The sequence below is a fragment of the Chloroflexota bacterium genome, assembly GCA_016887485.1.
Lineage (GTDB): Bacteria > Chloroflexota > Anaerolineae > Anaerolineales > Anaerolineaceae > Brevifilum.
Genome location: CP069394.1, coordinates 2,106,389 through 2,126,449, shown reverse-complemented (window position 1 = coordinate 2,126,449; position 20,061 = coordinate 2,106,389). Strand labels below are relative to the sequence as shown.

Here is a 20,061-nt window from a genome sequence, read left to right as displayed (position 1 = left end):
ACTATCCAACGGACAGGCTAATTATACTTGCCAACCGTTAATCTGCTTGAAATTCACACTTGCACACTGCATTATAATTATCTGGGCTGTTGATCTTTGTCATCAGCCCCTTTAAATCACAACTAGAGAAAATTGCCGCTGAGAATGAGTCCAACCGCTACGACGAGGATTAAATACCCCCGCAATGTTCTGGTCAGAAAGACCATGAGCGCCCTGTCCCGTGCTTTATTATCCCTCCTCTCCCGGGTGGAGATCACCGGTCAGGAGCGTCTACCAAAAATAGGCCCCATTATCCTGGCCGGTAACCATGTAGCCGAACTGGAAGCAGCGTTAATGATCGCTTTCACGCCAGGTCAGGTGGAATTCATCGGGAATGGCGATATCCCCTTTGATCCCAACTACGCTTTTTTCGCCAAAACCTACGGCCTCGTCCCAATCAACCGGGGAAACCTGGACCGTGAAGGGTTAAACGCATCTCTCGCCATCCTAAAACAGGGTGGCATCTTGGGCATCTTCCCGGAAGGAGGCACCTGGGACCCGGCCCAAATGCAAGCCCAGCCCGGTGTGGCCTGGTTGAGTTATAAGGCCCAGGCCCCAATTCTCCCCATCGGGTTTGGCGGGCTTAAAGGCAGCCTGAGAAAAGCCCTGCATCTCAAACACCCCAAGCTGGTGATGAATGTCGGTGAACTGCTCCCCCCGGTAACCATTCCCAACAACGACCTATCCCTAAAAGCCAATTTAGAACAATCCGCCAATCTCGTTTTGCAAAAGATCAACGAACTTGTCCCTGAAGAGGACCTGCATCAATTTTCCCGCCGGCTGGATGAAGCTTATCACCTCCAGATCAAAGTACTTGGTAAAAATGGGTCCATTGCAATACCAGAAGATCTGAAAGTCAAACATGGACCGGCTTATGCCCGGCTGTTGTTTTACCCGACCCTGATGGACGTGCTCTATCGCAACTTGCATCTTCCTATCAGGACTATTAAATCGGTCAATAAATATCTGCCGCCCGAAGACCTGCTGACTGCCTGGCGATCCATTCTGGATTATTTAGAAATCAACCCCGGCTATTTCACCTACCGTTTCGGCATCCAGCGCGGTTTGGCCGTGAAGAAATCGCTTGAAGAACTTTGCCGGCTTGGCAAATGGGCCCATAAGAAGGGCTATACCCTCAAACTCAATCCCATGCGGCGCTTTAAGAATGCCAAGACGGGAGCGCTTGTGACTGAACGCGGTGGGTGTTTCCCTCCTCAGATGTAATTTTGTAGTTACCAATAAAAAAAGCTCTCCCTCTCGGGAGAGCCTGTTATTTAAGCACCTATCCTTGGTGCAATATCCGGCCCCAGGTGGGTGGGACGGATAAATTGAGCTGATCCTGCTCGATCTGGAAAGTCTCGCCCGGATTGAGCAGGTCATGCACTTTTCCGCCCTGCCAGGGCAACCGCTCCAGGTGAACTTCTGCCGCCTGAGAAGCGCTATTTAGTACGATAACGACGTTATCCCCATCATACTGACGTGAAAAAGCCAGTTGGTTTGCATTGACCAGCATTTCCTGATACTTCCCCAGCAAAATTGCCGGGGACTGCCTGCGCAAGGCGGATAATCGCTGGATAACACCTGAGAGGTCCTTTTGAAGCACATTGTTTTCCAGCGCCATGAGGTCAAGGGCCGGACGCAGGTTGACATCACTATTCGGTTCCTTTTTCGCATCCAAGCCAAATTCGCTGCCATAATAGATCGATGGAATGCCAGGCATGGTGAAAAGCAGGATATAGAGAGGATATAAGAGCGCCTTGTTACTGAATTTACTGGCAACCCGGTCCACATCATGGTTATCCACGAAATTATAGAAGAGTAAATCTTTATAAATCCCCTGCAGGCCGGATTGCCGGTTCAGGCCATAAGCAATTTCAAAGTAATTCTTATCCACCAGGCTGGACCAAAGCCCCTTATAACATTCATAGTTTGTGATCGAATCCAGGCTATCAGGATTGACCCACTGGCGATAATCCCCGTGGATCACCTCGCCCATCAGCCAGAAATCGGACCGGCGTGACTTGGAGAATTGATGCAGGGCACGTAAAAAGTCAAAATCGATACAGTCCGCCGCGTCCAGGCGCAGCCCATCAATACCAAATCTGTCCATCCACATCCCAACAGCGTCAAAAATGTGCGCACGAACATGCGGATGAGACAGATTGAGCTTAACCAGGCCATAATGTCCCTGCCAACCTTCATATTCAAAGGGATCACCAAAGGGACTCTGCCCGCCAAACCGGTGAATATGGAACCAGTCTTTATAGGCGGACGCCTCACCGTGAGCCTGAAGGTCCTTAAAGGCCCAAAAATCACGGCCAACGTGGTTGAAAACAGCATCCAGCACCAACCGCAGCCCCCGCCGGTGCATTTCTTCGGCAAACCGAGCAAATGAATCGTTATCACCCAATCGGCTGTCAATCAGGTAATAGTCGATCGTGTCATAACCATGACTGGAGGACTGGAAAACTGGCCCCAGGTAAAGAGAATCCATACCTAACTTCTGCATATGATCCAGCCAGGGATAGAGCGCCTCAATCCGATTCGTCGTTTGAAAGTCATTCCGCAGGGGTGCGCCGCAAAGACCGAGGGGGTAAATATGATAGAAGGTAGCGTTTTGCCACCAGAATGTGTTTTGGGTCAAATTAATCTCCTTTTGTTCGCATGAACTACCGGTAGGTATAGTAATCGATACAGATGATTTTTATGTATTACCATTTTAAGTTTCAATAATTTAGCTGAATATTCCGTACATGAATTGGTGGATGGTGAGATAGGTCACTTCATTGGTCAGCTCAAGGCTGTCATTGAGGAAAAGCTCAATCATTACATTGATCTGCCCTAACAAAGCTGCCGCGTAGCGTTTATGACGACCGCGTAAATTGCCATGGTCCTCAGCCGCCTTGATAAAGACTCCTTCGAGGATCTCATATTGTCTTTTTGAGAAAGCTCGGATGGCCTGATTAGCTTCACTTTCCGGCGGCGCATAAACCATTGCCATCTGCAGCCGATAAAAGACTCTATTGTCCTGCGCAAATTGGAAATACGCCCTGGCAATGGTTTCCAGGGTCAGGACCAGATCTCGCTGATAATCAGCGGCACGTTGGATCTGCTCCAGCATCGGGGTGCCTTCCCGCTGCAACAAGGAATCCAGCAGCCCGCGCTTGCATTCGAAATAATGATAGAGGGTGGGCTTTGTCACGCCAGCAGCTTCGACTACCTCACGCACACCAACTGCGTCATAGCCGCGCTGGCTAAAAAGTTCCAATGCCCGATCCAGCAATACCTGTTTATTGTCCATACCAGGAGTCTATACCGATCGGTATATTTTGTCAAGATTGAACTTAATTCTTCTAAAGCACATCCTGATTAAATTAAAAGAATGCAGGTATACCTGCACTCCACTCTCCAAACTAATCAGGCCTATTCCACATAAACCGTCACTTCGTCCACCGGCTTACGCAGCCTCATCCGAGGTGTATGATCGGCATACCCCAGGGAAACCGCAGCAATCAACTCACCTTTCTCACCTACCCACTCAGAAAGTTCTTCATAACCGAAGTATACGTCGCAAATCCAGAGCGATCCAATGCCCAAATCAGTGGCTTCCAGCAGCATATTCTGGATTGAAGCGCCAATGGACTGCATATCCACCATGTCGCCATAAATTTCCTGAGTATTTCTGGGCAAAAGCGGGTGGCGGCTGAAGGGATTGAAAACCAGGATAGTCACGGGGGCCTGCGCCATCACCCGGATGGTGTAACGAGCGCTGCCGGTGTTGATTCCTTGCGTCCCGAGTCGATCCATTCCCTTTTGCATCTCCTGCACCATCTCTGCCCGTTTCTCTCCCCGCACCACATAGAATTTCCAGGGCTGTTTGTTCTTCCCGGAAGGCGACAGGATGGCAGCCGTCAGGATCTTATCTAAAATTTCCTGCGGGATATCCTTATCCTGATATTTTCGGATGCTCTTACGCGTATTGATGGCATCAAATGTTTCCATTCTCGATCACCCTTTCGGTAAATTAAACACAGAAGTGCATTTTAAGTGACTTCATCAAATTCCTGCCGGTAATAAATCACCCCTGATAATCCTTCCAATACCTGCGGATGAAAGATCTTGATCATAAACGCTTCAGCCGGCACATCCTCATAAGCGCAGCGCAGTGCATACTTGCTCGCCCGCTCAAACCCGAACCGAGGATAATAAGCTGGATGGCCCAGAACAACCACAAAGGGAGCGCCTCTGTCTTTCATTTCCTCCACCCCAGCCTCACACAAGATACTGCCAATCCCCTGGTTTTGATATTCCGGATGGACGGCCAGAGGAGCTAATCCCATCCCATTGATAGTCTCGCCTGTATCCGCAACCAGCCTGACCGGCGTGAAGAGGATGTGACCCACCACCTGGCCGTCGATCTCCGCCACGATGGAGACAAAAGTCTCCCCGCTTTCTCGAAGCAGGTCCACAACCTGAGCTTCTCCCGGCCCTTTAAAAGCGCTGAGATTGACCTCCCTGATAGCAGGAATATCAGCCGTCTTTTCTCTGCGGACAATAATTGGCGAACAGTGTTTTTGCTTCATCCCTCTGATTATAGCGTGTTATAAAATTAACCGGTGACCCCGCTTATGAGAGCTAAGCGGGGTCGGTAACAACTTATTTTAGGGAGAGAAGAATTAATCAGTCACAGCTGTTGTAATTTCAAATTGTGGTGGATTCTCGAGGTGTTTCTTGACAGCACAGAGCTGAGCGGAGCGGATCAGTGACTCGCGATATTTCTCCGGGAAGCTGGCTGGAACCTGAATTTCCATATCAACTTTGCTGATCAGACCTGTGGCCGGAGAACGGTACATTGACTGAACGATTCGGATGCCTTCAGTTGGCAGCCCACGCTGTTGGCAAAAACCTAAAACATAAATCCCGGCACAGGTTCCCATGGAAGCCAGGAATAAGGCAAAAGGTGTGGGAGCTTCACCCTTGCCGCCACCCGCTGGGGGTTGGTCAGTCATAATGTTATAAGGGCCATAATGGGCATCCACCCGAGCGCCACCAGGAAAATCAATTACCATGTCCATACTATCAAATCCTCATTTCTGTTATTTTCTTTTTGGATGCAGTTCAGGGGGAAAAGTTACACTTTGAGTTTTGAGAATTTAAAACAATATATATTCACATATGTTTAATTAAGAATCATTAATTAGTTGTAGTAATAGGGGCTGTGGAAAAGTGGATAAGTCCTGTGGTGCGATGATTCTCAGTCATTAACACGATTTATCTGTGGGGCACGGCAGGAGTCACCCTAAGATATGGGGCTTTGATCGGTGAGATTCTATCCCCGTGTCATTGTGGAGAATTTGGGGATCAAATCAGCCGCAGGAAGAATAAGTGGGTTCGCTTCGAAAAGTGGCTTTTTTATCCCGATTCTATCCAGAGTCTTATTCGCGGATTCTTGGAATATTTGAGCGAGTTATCCACATTTCGTATAAGTTATCCACAGTTTTCCGGCATTTATCCACAGGTAAACATGGACGCGATACATCTAAATGAATATTAATGGGGTTGGTTTGGGAAACAGGGATCGGTGAAAACGATGCCTACGCTCAGACGTAGGCGTTGGCCCAGGTCTCCAGAACCAATTCCACATTATCCAGGAATGCATCAAGCGCTTCAGCCTTTGGGTCGAGGTGCTCCATATTTAATTGCAGGGCGTTCAGCAACTCAGTCCAGGAGGCTGAGGGTTTAGCAGTAACCAAACAGTTCAGATCCGTCCAGACCTTCAGGAGCGGCCAAACAGCTTCCTCCGGGGCGTCGCCCTGAGTCAGCGCACGGATGGCATTCAGATAATAGGAATGGCGGCAAGGCGCCAGGTCCAGAGGGATGGGTTGATCTGCGGCCTCGGAGAGTTCCGCCTCGAAGGCTTTTGTCCAATCAAATAACTGGTCCTGAGTTGCATCCAGGTTACCCAACAGGCCGATAAAATCTGCCAAAATGGCGGGAGCGCCCAGGGTGAGGGCTTGCTCACGGAACTTGACCAGGAAGCGGCGGGTGGTGAGTGGCGATCCGATCAAGCCTGCCACGGCGTTGGCTGCCAGGTACAGGATGTCCAGATATTGTTGGAGCCAGAGGGCATGGGAGGCTGGGGTGGATTTCAACAGGTTGAGCCAGTTTTCGCGAGCGGCTTCCAATAACAAATTGGATCGGGCCAGGACGTTCTCCGCGGACTGGAAATCCGCGCTGACACCGGCCTGGATAAATTCAAACCAATGATTGGTGTCATGCAGCAGGATATTCGGCTGCGTCACCGGGTAACCCAGCCAGGGGTCCTGGCGTAGCTTTCGGTGTGGCTCATAGGCGTCCTTGAGAACATGGTGGATATCCAGAGAGACCTCTGGCGTGATATCTTCCACTTCGCGCTTAACATCAATTTTGTAGCGGTGGACCAGGACAATGTCAATATCGGCAGCGCCACCTAAAAGAGCGTCATCCAGCGGGACAGAGCCTATCAGATAGGCCGCGTGAAGGTCGGGCTCAGTCCGGCTGCGAGTTTTAATAGCATCAAGGGCAAATTTATGAAGCAGATCATCTGTGATACGCATAGATCCTCCCCCGGAACTAGAGATTGATCGGCAAATTTTCCTGGAATGGAGCCATCTTGAGTGCCTGGCGGATACGTTGTTCAACCCAATCCAGATCTTCCTTGTTTCGGACAAAATCCAGTTGGTTGGTGTTGATTGTGAGCACGTTGCCGTTTGAATAATTGGCGAAATGGGTATCGTAGGTTTGATTCAGGGTCGCAATATAATTAACGTCCATTTGGCGTTCATAGGGACGGTCTCTTTGCGCAATTCGCTGCATAAGGATGTCGTTATCCGCTCTGAGATAGACGACAAGGTCAGGTCGTTTGATCTTTTCTGCGAGCGCTTCATGGACCCGGTAGTACATTTCCAGTTCATCCCCGTCCAGGTTGACTGTCGCAAAAAGCGAGTCCTTGTCAAAGGTGTAATCGGAGAGCAGCCAGGGATTAGATGTCAGGGCTTCCCGGACGCCTTTGCGCTGTTGGTGATAGCGGCTCAGCAGGAAGAAAATCTGGGTTTGGAAGGCATAGCGAGCCCGGTCGCCATAGAAATCGCTGAGAAAGGGATTTTCCTCAAAAATCTCCAGCAGGAGTTCCGCTTCAAAATTGGCTTGTAACATCCGGGCCAGGGTGGTTTTCCCCACGCCAATGACGCCTTCAATGGCAATATACATATGCGCTCCCAAACAATGATCTAGTGGATATACTTATACCATAGGACGGCGTGCCCAAAGATTAAATTTAATTTTTCTATCGCTTTTGAACATTCGAGAAGGTAAAATAAAATCAATTCAGACTCATCAAGGATTTGAATGACACAACCCGTGCCACAACCCACAAATAAGAACAACCATATTAAATTCATCGTTGGCGGCGTTCTGCTGGTCGCCGTGGTGGTCATCATGGTGATCAGTGCCACCCGGGCGACGGCGCAGTTTTTCCTGACGGTTAGCGAGCTGAAGAGTGCTGAGCAGGATTATTCAGGGGAAAACTTAAGGGTTTCCGGTGCGGTGATCGGTGACAGCATTCACTACGATACTGACGCTCACTTGTTGTATTTCACCATAGCGGATATTCCCACGGATGATGATGAGATCGCTGCCCTGGGTGGGTTGGAAGCTGTTTTGCACGAAGCTGCAACTGATCCGGATGCACCCCGGTTAATGGTGGTCTACAGTGGGGCAAAACCAGATATGCTTAAGGATGAAGCCCAGGCGATCCTCACAGGCTCGCTCCAGGCGGATGGTTCGTTCCAAGCGGAAGAGATCTTGCTCAAATGCCCCTCTAAGTATGAAGAAGCTCTGCCGGAGCAGGTCGTAACGGCTGAGCCATAATTCCCAATTGACCATTATTCAATATGTAAACTAAAAAATCCCTGATATCACCTGGGATTTTTATTTTGCATATCTTTCTATTGGAGGCTAATTCATTCAGTGGTAGGTGCAAGCAGGTCCGGTACTGCTTCCATTGGACCTGCGATCTGGGCCAGGGCAGCCAGGCTGGCTTGAAAGATTGAAAAGCCGGTGTCCTGATTGATATAGGTCAGTATATCCGTCGTGCGGTGATATTGGTAGTTGCGGTCGGTCAGGCCGCAGACGCCATCCGGCTGGTAGGAGTAATTTTCGATTACCATCACAGCCGGGATACCATTCATCCAAAAGGCGTTGTGGTCAGAATATTTGTAGGCGCCGGAGTCATCAATCAGATCGAACCTTAGGTCAAGGTCATAAGCCTGAATCGAATCCGCCAGGCATTCCCCAATATCCTGTGAGCCAGGTAACACGCCGGCATGGACTTCAAAACAGCGGTCGTTGTCCCAATCGAAGCCGAACATGTCGAGGTTGATCACGGCCTGGATATCCGGCAGCCAGTCCGCATAGTCGTCCACAAAATATTCGCTCCCTCGTCGGGATTGCTCTTCCCCGCTGAACCAGACCAGGTCGATCGTGCGGGCAAAGTGGGCGTTGCGCAGCAAATAAGCTGCTTCCAACAGCCCGGCCACGCCGGTGGCGTTATCGTCCGCACCGGGGGCCAGCTTTGTCTCCTGCTCGGACATGCTGTCCAGGTGGGCGACCATTAACACCCGCTCGTTCATTAGTTCGGGGTCTTCACCGGGGAAGGTCAGGATCAGGTTTTTCCAATTCCGTTCCTGATGTTTCTCGCTGTAAGGAAAATCATAAGTGTGGATCACAAAATCCGTGTTTTCAATAAAGCCCATTTTTTCAAGTTCGTTGATGAGGTAGTCGAAAGCACTGGGCTTATAACCTGGCTCGAAAAGGATGTGGCTGCTGCGAGAGGTGATCACAGCCTCGCCAGATTCAGTCTGGATGGATTCCGCACCGGAAAGTTCTGCAATCCATTGGCCCCAGCGGGTTTGACTGGCCTGATCCAGCAGGTCAGCAACCAGCAGGTCATACCCGCAGTCGCAGTCCAGATTTGGCGGAACCACCACGGTGGCGAGGATGATGGCGATGATTGAGAAGGATTGGATGATTTTGAACATGCCCTATCGTACCGGTTCGGCGATGGTGGCGATGGTCAGGAGCGCTGCCTGGGCGATATCGAAGGCGGTATCCACATTGATCTCAGAGACCAGATCCCCGGAGGTGTGATAGTTGGGATTCTTGTCGAGTTCGCCGCAGCCCAGCTTTTCATCTTGGGTGAGAAAATTCTCGAGTACAAGGATCGCCCCAACATCCGCACGCCAAAACGAGGAATGATCCGAAGCGCTCAGAGCACTCTGAACCAGGTAGTCATAGCTCAGGTTAAGGTCATAGGCGTCAATGAGATCCGTCACGCAGTTCCCCAACAGCTTGGATTCTTTCAGTCCACCGACATGCAGCTCGAAGCAGCGGTCATTGTCGGCATCATAGCCGAACATATCCAGGTTGAGGACGCCGACAATATCCGCCATTTCATCCGCGTGCATGGCGGTATAGGCCAGGCTGCCGTGCAGGCCGCGCTCTTCACCGCTGAAGAAGATGATCTTGATCGTGCGCTTGAAGGGTTGGTCTTTGAAGATCCGAGCGGCCTCCATTAACGTGGCGATGCCGGTTGCGTTGTCATCGGCGCCGGGGGCTGTTCCATCTGGCACAACGCTGTTGATACTGTCCAGATGGGCGGTCAGCAGGATTTCCTGCCCCGCCAGGTCCGGATCAGTACCCGGGATGACAGCGACCAGGTTCTGCCAGGGTGTTTCCGTTTCATAATCAATCGGCATGTACGTTTCCGCAAACAAGGTCACCTGATCTTCATATCCCCAGAGCACTAATTGGTCATGTACAAATTCAAAGGCCCGGGCATCCGGGTCACCGTTGAAGAGGCTTTCCGTATAGCGGGTCTTGATGGTGTAAGTTTCACCGTTCATTTCCACCGGTTTGGCTCCGGAAAGGAGTTTAATCCAGTTGAGCCAGCTCTCGGAATCAAATTCAGCCTGAAGGGCCTCCACATCTGGATTGAAGGCGCAGGCATAATCGATCTGAGGTGGATCGATTACTATGGCCGTGGTGGGTGTGCATTCCGTGACCGGTGGTGTTGTAGTATCAACCAGAACTGTGCCGGAAGAATCCTCCTGGCTGGTTCCGGCAGTCGTTTGACCCAGGAGATTGGAGAGGAAGTCAGTCTGGCTCAGGACAAGCACCAGAAGCAAGACCAAAAGGGCCAGCCCTGCGATAATGAATAGGATTTTCTTTCGACTCTTCATTGTTTGAGCCTTTTTGAATTGGGAGGTGATACTGAGAGGTGCTTTAGGAGGGCTTGAGAGCCCCTTTACCGCATAAAATTATGCTGTCATTATACTTGTCTGTCTCTACAAGGAGATAATACCCTGGAAGGGTTTAGATATTGAGGTAAATTCCGATGAGGTTGGGGCAGAAGTGGGGAGCGACTTATGGAATCAGCGGCCAAAGCCAGGGGACCATCACGATGGCGATGGCAAAGACCAGCAGGGTCAACAAGGACCCTACTTTGAAGAAGTCAAAGAAGCGATAATTCCCAGGGCCATAGACCATTAGACAGGCAGGCTCCAGCGGGGTGATGAAGGAGCAGCTGGCGCCAACGGCGATCATCACGGCAAAAGACCGCGGATTCAATCCCAACTGGGAGGCGGTTTGAATAGCGATTGGGATCACCACTACCGCAGCCGCCTGGTTAGACATGGGTTGGGTCAGCAGCAGGGAGAGGAAGAAGAAAGCGGCCAGCAGCAGGACCGGATGCGTTGCCCCCACGAGGGAGACAATCTGCTCAGCAATCAGGTGGGCCAATCCTGAGATTTCCATTGCCTGTCCCAAGGCCAGCATGGAGGCGATCAGCAGCCAGATATTCCAGTTGACCCGCCGGTAGGCTTCTGTGGGGGTGATACAACGGGTGATGAAGGCGACCAAAGCCCCCAGCATGACTGCAACGGGCAGTGAAAGTACATTGAAGGAAACCAGCAGCACCACGCCTGCAAAAATGAACAGGGCTGCAGGGGCCTTTTCCGTCTCCGGCATCAAATCCAGCTTGGCGGAGACCACCCGGAAGTTGTTGTTTTTGCTCAAGCCGTTCAGCGTCTCCTGATCCCCTTGCAGCAGGAGTTGGTCGCCCACCTGCAGGCGGGTACGGCTGATGCGGCGGTGGATGGTAGCCCCTTTGCGGTTGATCCCCACGACCTGCATGCCATAGCGGTCTCTAAAATTGACGCCCCAGAGAGTTCGACCCACAAGAGGGGAGCCAGGCAGGAGGATCACTTCCGCCATAGGAAGGACATTGCTCAAATCCTGATCCGGGAATTCGCCGGTAAAAGTCACCACGTTCTGATCTTTTAGCGCAAGGAGATTGTCCCGTTGGCCTTCAACCAACAATTTATCCCCAGAAGACAGAACACTGGAGGCACGAGGCTCAACAGTCTGTCCGCTGGAAGTAACGATCCGCAGGACGGTCAGGTCGTATTCCTTGCCCAAAGCGACTTCGTCCAGGGTTTTACCCAACCAGGGCGAGTCTTCGGTCACTTCAAATTCTGAACAGTATGGGAGAATTTCTTTTTTGATGTCTGTTTCTTCTGCGTCGCGCACTGGGATCAGGTGACGTCCAATGAAGAACATATAGGCCAGGCCAACGACCAGGATTGGCAAGCCGACGGGGGTCAATTCGAACATGCCCAGGGGTTCCATGCCATATTGGGTCAGTAGACCGCTGACCACCACGTTGGTGGAGGTGCCGACCAGGGTGACGGAGCTGGCCAGAATGGTTGCGAAGGCCAGGGGCATCAACAGTTTTGAGGGATGGATTCTGAGGCGGCGGGAAAGGCCAATGGTCATCGGCACGAAAAATGCAGCCGTAGCCGTGTTGGAAATAAAGGCGCTCATCACGCCGGCAGTGGACATCATCAGCCAATAGAGCCGGTTCTTGCTTTCACCCACTGAGCGCAGGATCCTGCGGGCCATCAGCTGCACCACCCCTGTGCGCACCAGTGCAGCCGTCAGGATCAGGAGGCCCAGGATCATGATGGCGGTATCACTGCCGAAGCCCTGGAAGGCCTGCTCAGGTGTGAGAATTCCGAGGAGGACCAGGGCTAACATAGCGGCCAGGGCGACAACATCGGCCGGGATCGTCTCAATTGAGAAAAGTATTAGCGTTGCGATGATGATGAAGATTAGCAGGGCGATCTGAAGGGTCATGCCTATGCCATTCTGTGTGATGAGTACGTATTTTCAATTATATATGGAAATTGTATGTGTCAATGCGCTTCGTTGGAACATTTACATTTAGTGGTTCGTCTAATGGTGGAGGCGATTCAGACGGAATCCGTCCACTTTCGCCTTTATTGGGCCCTGGAGTATAATCTGGTTCAAGGATGAACAATAAAATGACTGAAAAAGCCGATTTACCGGTAATCGTAAAACTGGCCCTGGCCATTCTCGCCAGCCTGGTCCTCTTTGGGGGATTGGCTTTGATCGCGTTGGTGGGCTATCAGGTGGTTTATGCGGACCGAATCTTCCCAGGTGTGACAGTAGCGGGGATTGATCTTTCCGGCCTCAAGGAAGCTGAGGCTTATCAAGCCCTGGTTGACGATTTACCCTATACCTATGAAGGACAAATTCAATTAACTTATCAGGATCAGGTCTGGACCCTGCGGCCCATTGACCTGGGTTTCCTGGTAGATCCATCAGCCACCGCCCAGGCTGCTTTGGGTGTGGGCCGAGACCATTGGCTGGTCCGTGACCTGATTGATCAGGGCAAGGCCTGGTTCAAGGGCGTGCAGCTGGCCCCTGTGGTCTATTATGATGAACGGATTGCCCAGCTTTATCTAAAAGAGCTGGCAGCAGATATTGATGCCCCGATGATCGAAGCAGGTCTGGCATTGGAAAATACCGATGTCAAAATCCAGGACGGTCAGATTGGGCGGCAGGTCGAGATCGACCAATCCCTCCAACTGCTTGAAACGGTGCTGTCCACTTTGCAGGATTCGGTTGTGCCTTTGGTTGTGACTGAGGAGGAGCCGTTGATCCTTGACGCCAGCGCGCAGGGTGAAATAGCCCGTGAGATGCTGAGTGCCCCCCTGGTGTTAACCGCATCGGGTGGCGAAGAATCCTGGACCCTGCCCCCGGAAGACCTGGCCGGTATGCTGATGATCAAGCAGGTGGAAGATGGCGATGCCGGTACACGCGAATTTGAGATCAGCATCAATCCGGATGTTTTTGACATTTACCTTTCCAGCTTCGCCCCTGATCTGCATCGGGACCCGGAGAATACCCGCTTTATGTTCAACGATGATACTTTTGAACTGGAAGTGGTTGAATCGGCGGTGATTGGCCGAGACTTGAACGTGGACGCTTCCATTGAAGCGATCAATGCCGGCCTAAAGGCAGGCGACCATACCATTGCGCTGCAATTTAATACCCTCGAGCCGGCTGTTACGGATGAGATGACCGGTGAAGAGCTGGGGATCACTGAACTGGTCCAAAAAGAGACATCATTCTTCTATGGCTCCGATGCGGCCCGGGTTCAAAACATTGAAACCGCCGCCGCCCAGTTCTATGGCCTGCTGATTGCGCCCGGTGAGACCTTCTCTATGGTGGACGCTCTGGGAGATATCAGCCTGGAGAATGGCTATGCTGAGGCCCTGATTATCTATGGCGATGAGACCATTCAGGGCGTGGGCGGCGGTGTCTGCCAGGTGAGTTCGACGCTTTTCCGGGCCGCATTCTTCGCCGGCTTACCGATCAATGAGCGCCATGCCCATGCTTACCGGGTGGGTTACTATGAGTATGATGAGAACGGGATCAAGAACCCCAATTACATTGGCCTGGACGCCACGGTCTATGTCCCGATTGTAGATATGAAATTCACCAATGACACGCCCTATTGGCTGTTGATGGAGACTTATGTCTATCGGGGGAGTCAATCGTTGGTCTGGAAATTCTATTCCACCAAGGATGGGCGCACCGTGGACTGGGATACCACCGGCCTGGTCAATGTCGTTCCGGCACCGGACCCGATCTTCCGCGAAAACGATGAGCTGGCAAAAGACGAGGTCAGGAAAGTGGACTATGGCGTGGATGGCGGCGATGTGACGATTGCCCGCACGGTGTTCATGGATGGCGAAGTCTATTTCACTGATACTTTCCGTACCCATTTCCAGGCCTGGCAGGAGATTTGGGAGTATGGCCCCGGCACCAAGAATCCCGAGGACCTTATCCATTAGATCTGCTATGGTACAATAAACGCGCTTGACCCCCTGTGGATTCAGGGGTATGAAATATCAGTTGATGAATGAAATTTACCCCCGATCAGATGACGGGTAAGCTCTGGAGGTTTGATGGTCAGCAAAGATTTACTTGATATGCTTCGATGCCCGAACTGTGTTCAGGAAAAGGAAGGCTTGCTCGAGTATTATCGGGAGAGCTGGTTGATCTGCCAGGATTGCGGCCGGAAATATCCCATTGTGGATGATATTCCGGTGATGCTGATCGACGAAGGCGACAAATGGATGAAAACCGCCAAGGAAGACTTGCCGGTTCCGCCCCCGCCGATGGATTAATATTCCCACGAAAAGGATAATATGAATCCGGATTGTGCTTTTTGCGCGCATCGCGCTGGGGCCTTTCCGGTTCATTGTTGAATAGCGATGAAGAAATTTTTTAGCAAGTTAGCGAATAATTTCCCCAAAGATTGGCCCACACGGATCATCCTGATCCTGATACTGGGACTGTCGGTGGCTGGTGCAATCTTTGGCTACAAACTGACTCGGGATTTGGTTTCTTCTAATAAGACATTTTCCCTTCCGGGCGACCCTGTCATTGGGAACGACCCGGCTGAAGGGGACGAGCTCACCGATGCCACCCCGGCGCCCACTGAGGTGCTGGGCGCTACACTGCCCACCCCGGAACCCTGGGATGGCGTTAGCCGGGTGACCATTTTGGTGATGGGCCTGGACTATCGTGAATGGTCAGCGGGAGAGATTCCCCATTCTGACACGATGATCCTCTTCACTATGGACCCCCTGAACCAGACTGCTGCGATTGTCTCAATCCCCCGCGATATCTGGGTAAGTGTCCCTGGCTATGATTACGAGAAGATCAACACGGCCTACTACCTTGGTGAGTTGAATAACCTGCCTGGCGGCGGTGCTGCTTTGGCTGCTCGAACGGTTGAAGAATTTCTTGGCATCCCCATTGATTATTATGCCCAGGTGGATTTCCAGGCATTCATTGATTTCATTGATGACATCCAGGGCGTTCGGCTCGATATCAAGGAACCCATTACGATTGACAGGCTGGGCCAATGGAATACGGTGACTCTGGAACCCGGCCTCATCACCCTGCCCGGTGATTATGCACTCGCTTATGTTCGCACCCGCTATACTGAAGGCGGTGACTTCGACCGGGCGGCCCGTCAACAGGAAGTGATCATGGCGATCCGTGACCGCATCCTGGAATTTGATATGCTGCCCAATTTGGTGGCCAATGCACCGCAGATTTACGAAAACCTTGCCGGTGGGATCAACACCAACATGAGCCTGAGCCAGGTGATTAAGTTGGCCTGGTCTGCGATGGATATTGACCGGGATAACATCCAGCAGGTGATTATCAGCAATGAATATATCACGCTGGGAAAGTCCCCGACGGGTTTGGATATTCTGATCCCCATTCCGGATAAGATCCGCTTGCTGCGGGATGAGATCTTTGATTCCGGTGGCGCGATTGGTCCTGTTGCCGAAGGCGACCTGCTCACGCTGGTGGCTGAGGAAAACGCCCGGGTGTCCATCCGGAACGGCTCCTATTTGGGTGGTTTGGCTGCCACAACGGCAGAATGGATGCGTGGCCAGGGGATCAATGTGGTGGAAGAGACTAATGCCGATTACACGGTCTATTCCAGCATCACGATCTATAACGCTACGCCGTATGCCCTTAAGTGGCTTTCGCAGACCATGGGTGTGAATTCCAATATGATCACTTATGCCTATAACCCGAATGCCACGGTGGACCTGGTTGTGGTTTTGGGGGATGACTGGGCGGGTAATAACCCGATGGAATAACGTTTGAATGCGAACAAAGGCCGCTCCTAAATGGGGCGGCCTTTTTATAATTTCCCTAGGTTTGGCTATAAACAGTAACTACCTGCTGGGAGGGTAGAATGTAGAAGCCTCTTAGGGAAAATCACTCCAGTAAAATGGCAGTAGTTCAATTTGCCATTGCACAAAGAGTGATTTCTATGCCTAACCTGAAAAAATTAGGGTAATGCTGGATAGGTTTCTAGCAGGGCAAACGCTACACCGACCAGCCCCCGACCGGTATGAGCACCGAGAACGGGAGAAATGGAACATTCCGGCAGCCATTCGCATTTGAACATCTTTTCGAGTGCATCCCGCAGCATCTTGGCACCTTCCGGGTTTCCAGCGTGTCCGATTTGTAACCGCAGGGTAGCTCCCTCACCAAATTTATTGGCGATATAGGTTGGGATGGCTTCAACTGCGCGTTTGAAGGTCCTGCTCTTGCCACGGTCATAGTATTTGCCATCGTTTTTGTCCACGCCGATGAGAGGTTTGATTCCCAACAAAGAGGCCAGTAGCCCTTTGAGATGGCTGATCCGGCCACCGTGGATGAGATAGGCAAGATCCGGCAAGGTGAAGATCACTTCGGATTTATCGCGGATGCTATCCAATAAATCTGTGATCTTCTTGATTGGCCAATTGGCTTTAACAGCGCGGATAGCTGCTTCCACCTGCCAGCCCATTTCAATGGACAGTGAGCGCGTATCCACATGGGTGATATGCGCGTCACCAACCTCCTTAGCTGCCGTTACAGCTGAATTGAATGTGCCGCTTAGCCCGGATGATATGTGAATTGACAGGATCTCAGGGTCGTCTTTGGCAACCTCTTCATAGATCTCCTGAAATTCTCCTGGTGAAGGCGTGGAGGTTATAGGCATGCCGTCAGTATCTTCAAGCAACCGGTAGAAATCTTCCGATTGAATATCAACACCGCTTCTATAGCTCACACCATCCAAGGTGAGTTTCAGTGGCAAGGTATGTAGGTTTACCCCTTGTTTTTGCTTTAGTGAAAGGTCAAAACCACTATCAGTAACAATTTGCATCTGGCTTACTCCTGATCGTAAAAAAATAATGGCTTTCCCAGAGGCAAATTAAATAAATAAATTACTAATTCAGTATACCGTATATTTGTCATATTTCGATTAGAAATTGTTGATTAATTATGTTAATAAAATAACCCTGCTGGCCTTTAAGAGACCAGCAGGGTTTGGGAGATAGGTATGATTAATCAGGCTATAAAAGTCAAATTAATCCTTCTACTTGAATGTGTAGGTGATGCTTGCCGTGACTTGAATTGTCAGGGTGCCGCTGGAAACTGGAACGCTTCCGCCACCTCCATATGCGGCCATCACTGAATCGGTGGGGGCGGTGTAGCCATCACTGACATTGATATATGTAATTTCGCCTAATTCCACGCCAGCGGCATCGGCAATTTCCTGTGCCTGGCTGGCAGCGTCATCAATTGCTTTCTGCTGGGCTTCAGCATATGCTGCGGTGGAGTCTTCAATATCAAAGCTGACACCGTTGATTGTGTTAGCACCCTGGTCAACAACGGCAGCGAGGATCTCGCCCAGTGAATTGATATCGCGTACCACAACGAATACGGTATTCTGAACCACAAAGATAGTCTGGGGTTCGCTTTCAGGGTCCATTTCCATGTTTGCATAGTTATAGTTCGTCTGCTGATAGACATAGAAATTGCTGGTTTGAATATCATTTTCAGCAACCCCGAGGTTTGTCAGGGTCTGCATAACTGCATTGACATCTCGTGTATTTTCGCTGAGTGCAGTCGCCGCATCTTCGTTCTGAGTATTCACGCCGATGGTCACACGGGCAATGTCAGGTACGATGTAGACCGTCCCGGTGCCGCTGGCATTGAGCGTGCGGATCTCTTCATTGGTGATAGTGGTGTTTTGCAGACCAGAGCAGCCGGTCATCAAAATAGCAAGGGCCAAAACGGTAAAGATCGCGATAAATGTTTTCTTCATTTTGTACTTCTCCTAACAGTTTCCGGTTAGTGGTTATCCGGGAAGGCGGAAACCTTCCCGGAATTATGTTTATTACTCTTACTTTAATTCGTAAGCCAGGCTGCATTCCATCGTGATGGTCAGCGTGCCGGCCGAGACGGGGACGGAGCTTTCTGCATAGGCACCGCCCTTGGCATCATAATAGGTCACGTAGTTGTTGCCGCCATAGACATTGATGCTCAGCAGTTCACCGAGTTCAACGCCGGCTGCATCAGCGATTTCCTGAGCTTTTTCCTTGGCGTTTTGGATGGCCAGCTCACGGGCCTGGGCCACAGCAGCGTCACGATCCTCGACATCAAAAGTGATGCCGTTGATGTTGTTGGCACCGGCATTGACAACTGCCGAGAGTACATCGCCGAGGGTGGACAGATCCCGCACGATCACCGTCACGGTGTTATCCACAACGAAGTAGGTGCCGGTGACCTGACCGGTCATGGGATCATAGCGGTTTGAGGGATAGACGTTGAAGTTTGAAGTCCGGACGTCTTTTTCTTCCACCCCGAGGGTTTGCAATACATCTGCAATCGCATTGGCCTGATCTGTATTCTGACTCAGGGCATCGGATACCTCATCCGCTTCCGTATGGACGCCGATATTGATGCTGGCGATATCCGGGACAAGGGAGACTTCACCTGTGCCGTTGACGTTCATTGAGCGGCTGGGCTTGGTACTTGAAGCGGGGGCTTGTGCAGGAGTGCAGGCAGCTAACAGGCTAACTATTACCAATCCAACTAGAATAAGGGTTTGTTTCTTTTGCATTTTGTCGTTCCTCCATAGATACGATAAATGTTATTTTAGAGCATATGTTATTAACGCAAGCCGGGATGAAAAAGTTCCATAAACCAGATTGGTTTGATGGGCTATCTTGATAAGAGAACAGACAGTAAAGTTTAATTATTGTGTTTTCTGAAAAAGCGATGAGGCTCTTTGGGGTAAAATGAAAACCTGCAGGATCTAGTGAACATCCTGGAAAAATCTACACCTGGTTGAGAGGCTGAAGAATATGAAGTTAACCGATGCTGACCCCCCTTATGAGACCTTGGAGATTGGCACGCCCAAAGATTATTCAAGCGATATGTACTTCATTTATTTTGAGGTTGGGGAAATTAATGAACAAGCATTAAAGATCATCCAAGAATACCTTGGACCTGAAAAAAAGAATCACTTGCGGCAGCTGCCGCATGGTTACGAGATTGAGATGCCAATTCAATGTGTCCCAGATGTTGTTAGGGAGTTAGTTGGTCAGGACATTGGTATTTATCAGATTGTTCGGTACGCTAAATCAGACAAATCCTGGGAATAGTTTCTTGATATTGAAGTACCCTATTGAAGAAGACCCAAGAGTTGATAGGTAATGATAGTGTTTGACAGCAATTTTGTCATATAACTCCTTTGGTATTTGCTAAACAGAAGATATTTATAAAAAATCCAGAAACTCAATTTTGAAAAGGATAATATGATTAAATTAGAGAAGTCAATAAAAACCTCAACCTGGCTGGGTGTTATTTTCCTGATTTGTGCGATATTTTGTTTGGGCGCATATACTATCATAGGGCAGGAAATTGATGCCCAAGGATTTTTACAAGAACCGTTTTTTCTGGTTCCGCTGTTTTGGCTGTTTTTATTGCTCGGTGTCATCACGGTTGTAGTGAATGTCATTACCCGGATTGTGCGGTCAAACAGAAGAAAAACTACTGCTGGATAAAATTGGGGTAATAACCTTTTGACAATATAGGTGTGACATCTTGGGCGGATTTAGAGATGTGCCGAAGTGAAGATGATTTTTGGTACCATAAAGAAGTGTTTACCTTCGTATCGCGCGACCATTGACGGGTTCTTGATTCTCGTTTATGGTTAAGCATATTATACGATTGTGGAGCAGGCATGTT

20 protein-coding genes are annotated in these 20,061 nt (G+C 50.4%); 7 read left to right on the top strand and 13 right to left on the bottom strand.

Annotation, left to right across the window (positions count from 1 at the left end; all coding sequences use genetic code 11):
- The first annotated feature begins 144 nt into the window (after window positions 1–144).
- Complete coding sequence (locus tag JR338_09765) at window positions 145–1,263, top strand: 1-acyl-sn-glycerol-3-phosphate acyltransferase (GenBank protein QRN82700.1); 1,119 nt, start codon at window positions 145–147, stop codon at window positions 1,261–1,263.
- Window positions 1,264–1,321: 58 nt separating this feature from the next.
- On the opposite strand, the gene JR338_09760 is transcribed toward JR338_09765, so the two are convergent.
- The 7 genes from JR338_09760 to JR338_09730 form a co-directional block, all read right to left on the bottom strand.
- A complete protein-coding gene (locus JR338_09760; protein ID QRN82699.1) occupies window positions 1,322–2,683 on the bottom strand; it encodes an alpha-glucosidase C-terminal domain-containing protein in 1,362 nt (453 codons plus the stop codon).
- A gap of 90 nt (window positions 2,684–2,773) precedes the next feature.
- A complete protein-coding gene (locus JR338_09755; GenBank protein ID QRN82698.1) occupies window positions 2,774–3,340 on the bottom strand; it encodes a TetR/AcrR family transcriptional regulator in 567 nt (188 codons plus the stop codon).
- A gap of 122 nt (window positions 3,341–3,462) precedes the next feature.
- Window positions 3,463–4,041 (bottom strand): nitroreductase family protein, encoded by a 579-nt coding sequence (locus JR338_09750; protein QRN82697.1) that lies wholly within the window; start codon window positions 4,039–4,041, stop codon window positions 3,463–3,465.
- Between the two features lie 41 nt (window positions 4,042–4,082).
- Window positions 4,083–4,622 carry an N-acetyltransferase gene (locus JR338_09745; GenBank protein ID QRN82696.1) on the bottom strand — a complete coding sequence of 180 codons (540 nt, stop codon included), beginning with the start codon at window positions 4,620–4,622 and terminating at the stop codon, window positions 4,083–4,085.
- Window positions 4,623–4,715: 93 nt separating this feature from the next.
- A complete protein-coding gene (locus tag JR338_09740; protein ID QRN82695.1) occupies window positions 4,716–5,114 on the bottom strand; it encodes an OsmC family protein in 399 nt (132 codons plus the stop codon).
- 525 nt (window positions 5,115–5,639) lie between these two features.
- The gene (locus JR338_09735; protein ID QRN82694.1) at window positions 5,640–6,635 is read right to left on the bottom strand and encodes a hypothetical protein; all 996 of its coding nucleotides are present in this window, start codon (window positions 6,633–6,635) and stop codon (window positions 5,640–5,642) included.
- Window positions 6,636–6,651: 16 nt separating this feature from the next.
- Entirely contained in the window at window positions 6,652–7,287 is a 636-nt protein-coding gene (locus JR338_09730; protein QRN82693.1) for a deoxynucleoside kinase, read from the bottom strand.
- A gap of 138 nt (window positions 7,288–7,425) precedes the next feature.
- Between JR338_09730 and JR338_09725 the strand changes: the two genes are divergently transcribed.
- Window positions 7,426–7,947, top strand: coding sequence for a cytochrome c maturation protein CcmE (locus tag JR338_09725; GenBank protein QRN82692.1), 522 nt, complete (start codon window positions 7,426–7,428; stop codon window positions 7,945–7,947).
- A gap of 92 nt (window positions 7,948–8,039) precedes the next feature.
- Here JR338_09725 and JR338_09720 read toward each other — a convergent pair whose 3' ends face one another.
- From JR338_09720 to JR338_09710, 3 genes are all read right to left on the bottom strand, one after another.
- Complete coding sequence (locus tag JR338_09720) at window positions 8,040–9,116, bottom strand: Zn-dependent exopeptidase M28 (protein ID QRN82691.1); 1,077 nt, start codon at window positions 9,114–9,116, stop codon at window positions 8,040–8,042.
- A 3-nt stretch (window positions 9,117–9,119) separates the two neighbouring features.
- Window positions 9,120–10,316 carry a Zn-dependent exopeptidase M28 gene (locus JR338_09715; protein QRN82690.1) on the bottom strand — a complete coding sequence of 399 codons (1,197 nt, stop codon included), beginning with the start codon at window positions 10,314–10,316 and terminating at the stop codon, window positions 9,120–9,122.
- Between the two features lie 184 nt (window positions 10,317–10,500).
- Window positions 10,501–12,270: an SLC13 family permease gene (locus tag JR338_09710; GenBank protein QRN82689.1), complete on the bottom strand. Its 1,770-nt coding sequence runs from the start codon at window positions 12,268–12,270 to the stop codon at window positions 10,501–10,503.
- A gap of 188 nt (window positions 12,271–12,458) precedes the next feature.
- Here JR338_09710 and JR338_09705 point away from each other — a divergent pair, with 188 nt between their 5' ends.
- The 3 genes from JR338_09705 (at window position 12,459) to JR338_09695 (ending at window position 16,130) form a co-directional block, all read left to right on the top strand.
- A complete protein-coding gene (locus JR338_09705; protein QRN82688.1) occupies window positions 12,459–14,297 on the top strand; it encodes a VanW family protein in 1,839 nt (612 codons plus the stop codon).
- A 114-nt stretch (window positions 14,298–14,411) separates the two neighbouring features.
- The gene (locus JR338_09700) at window positions 14,412–14,633 is read left to right on the top strand and encodes a Trm112 family protein (GenBank protein QRN82687.1); all 222 of its coding nucleotides are present in this window, start codon (window positions 14,412–14,414) and stop codon (window positions 14,631–14,633) included.
- Between the two features lie 87 nt (window positions 14,634–14,720).
- Window positions 14,721–16,130: an LCP family protein gene (locus tag JR338_09695; protein QRN82686.1), complete on the top strand. Its 1,410-nt coding sequence runs from the start codon at window positions 14,721–14,723 to the stop codon at window positions 16,128–16,130.
- A gap of 194 nt (window positions 16,131–16,324) precedes the next feature.
- Here JR338_09695 and JR338_09690 read toward each other — a convergent pair whose 3' ends face one another.
- The 3 genes from JR338_09690 to JR338_09680 form a co-directional block, all read right to left on the bottom strand.
- The gene (locus tag JR338_09690; protein ID QRN82685.1) at window positions 16,325–17,188 is read right to left on the bottom strand and encodes a DegV family protein; all 864 of its coding nucleotides are present in this window, start codon (window positions 17,186–17,188) and stop codon (window positions 16,325–16,327) included.
- A gap of 213 nt (window positions 17,189–17,401) precedes the next feature.
- A complete protein-coding gene (locus tag JR338_09685) occupies window positions 17,402–18,133 on the bottom strand; it encodes an SIMPL domain-containing protein (protein ID QRN82684.1) in 732 nt (243 codons plus the stop codon).
- A gap of 78 nt (window positions 18,134–18,211) precedes the next feature.
- A complete protein-coding gene (locus JR338_09680) occupies window positions 18,212–18,931 on the bottom strand; it encodes an SIMPL domain-containing protein (GenBank protein QRN82683.1) in 720 nt (239 codons plus the stop codon).
- Window positions 18,932–19,211: 280 nt separating this feature from the next.
- Between JR338_09680 and JR338_09675 the strand changes: the two genes are divergently transcribed.
- A complete protein-coding gene (locus JR338_09675; GenBank protein QRN84411.1) occupies window positions 19,212–19,475 on the top strand; it encodes a hypothetical protein in 264 nt (87 codons plus the stop codon).
- Window positions 19,476–19,628: 153 nt separating this feature from the next.
- On the top strand, window positions 19,629–19,877 hold the full coding sequence (locus tag JR338_09670; protein ID QRN82682.1) for a DUF3955 domain-containing protein: 249 nt from the start codon (window positions 19,629–19,631) through the stop codon (window positions 19,875–19,877).
- Window positions 19,878–20,061: the final 184 nt, after the last annotated feature.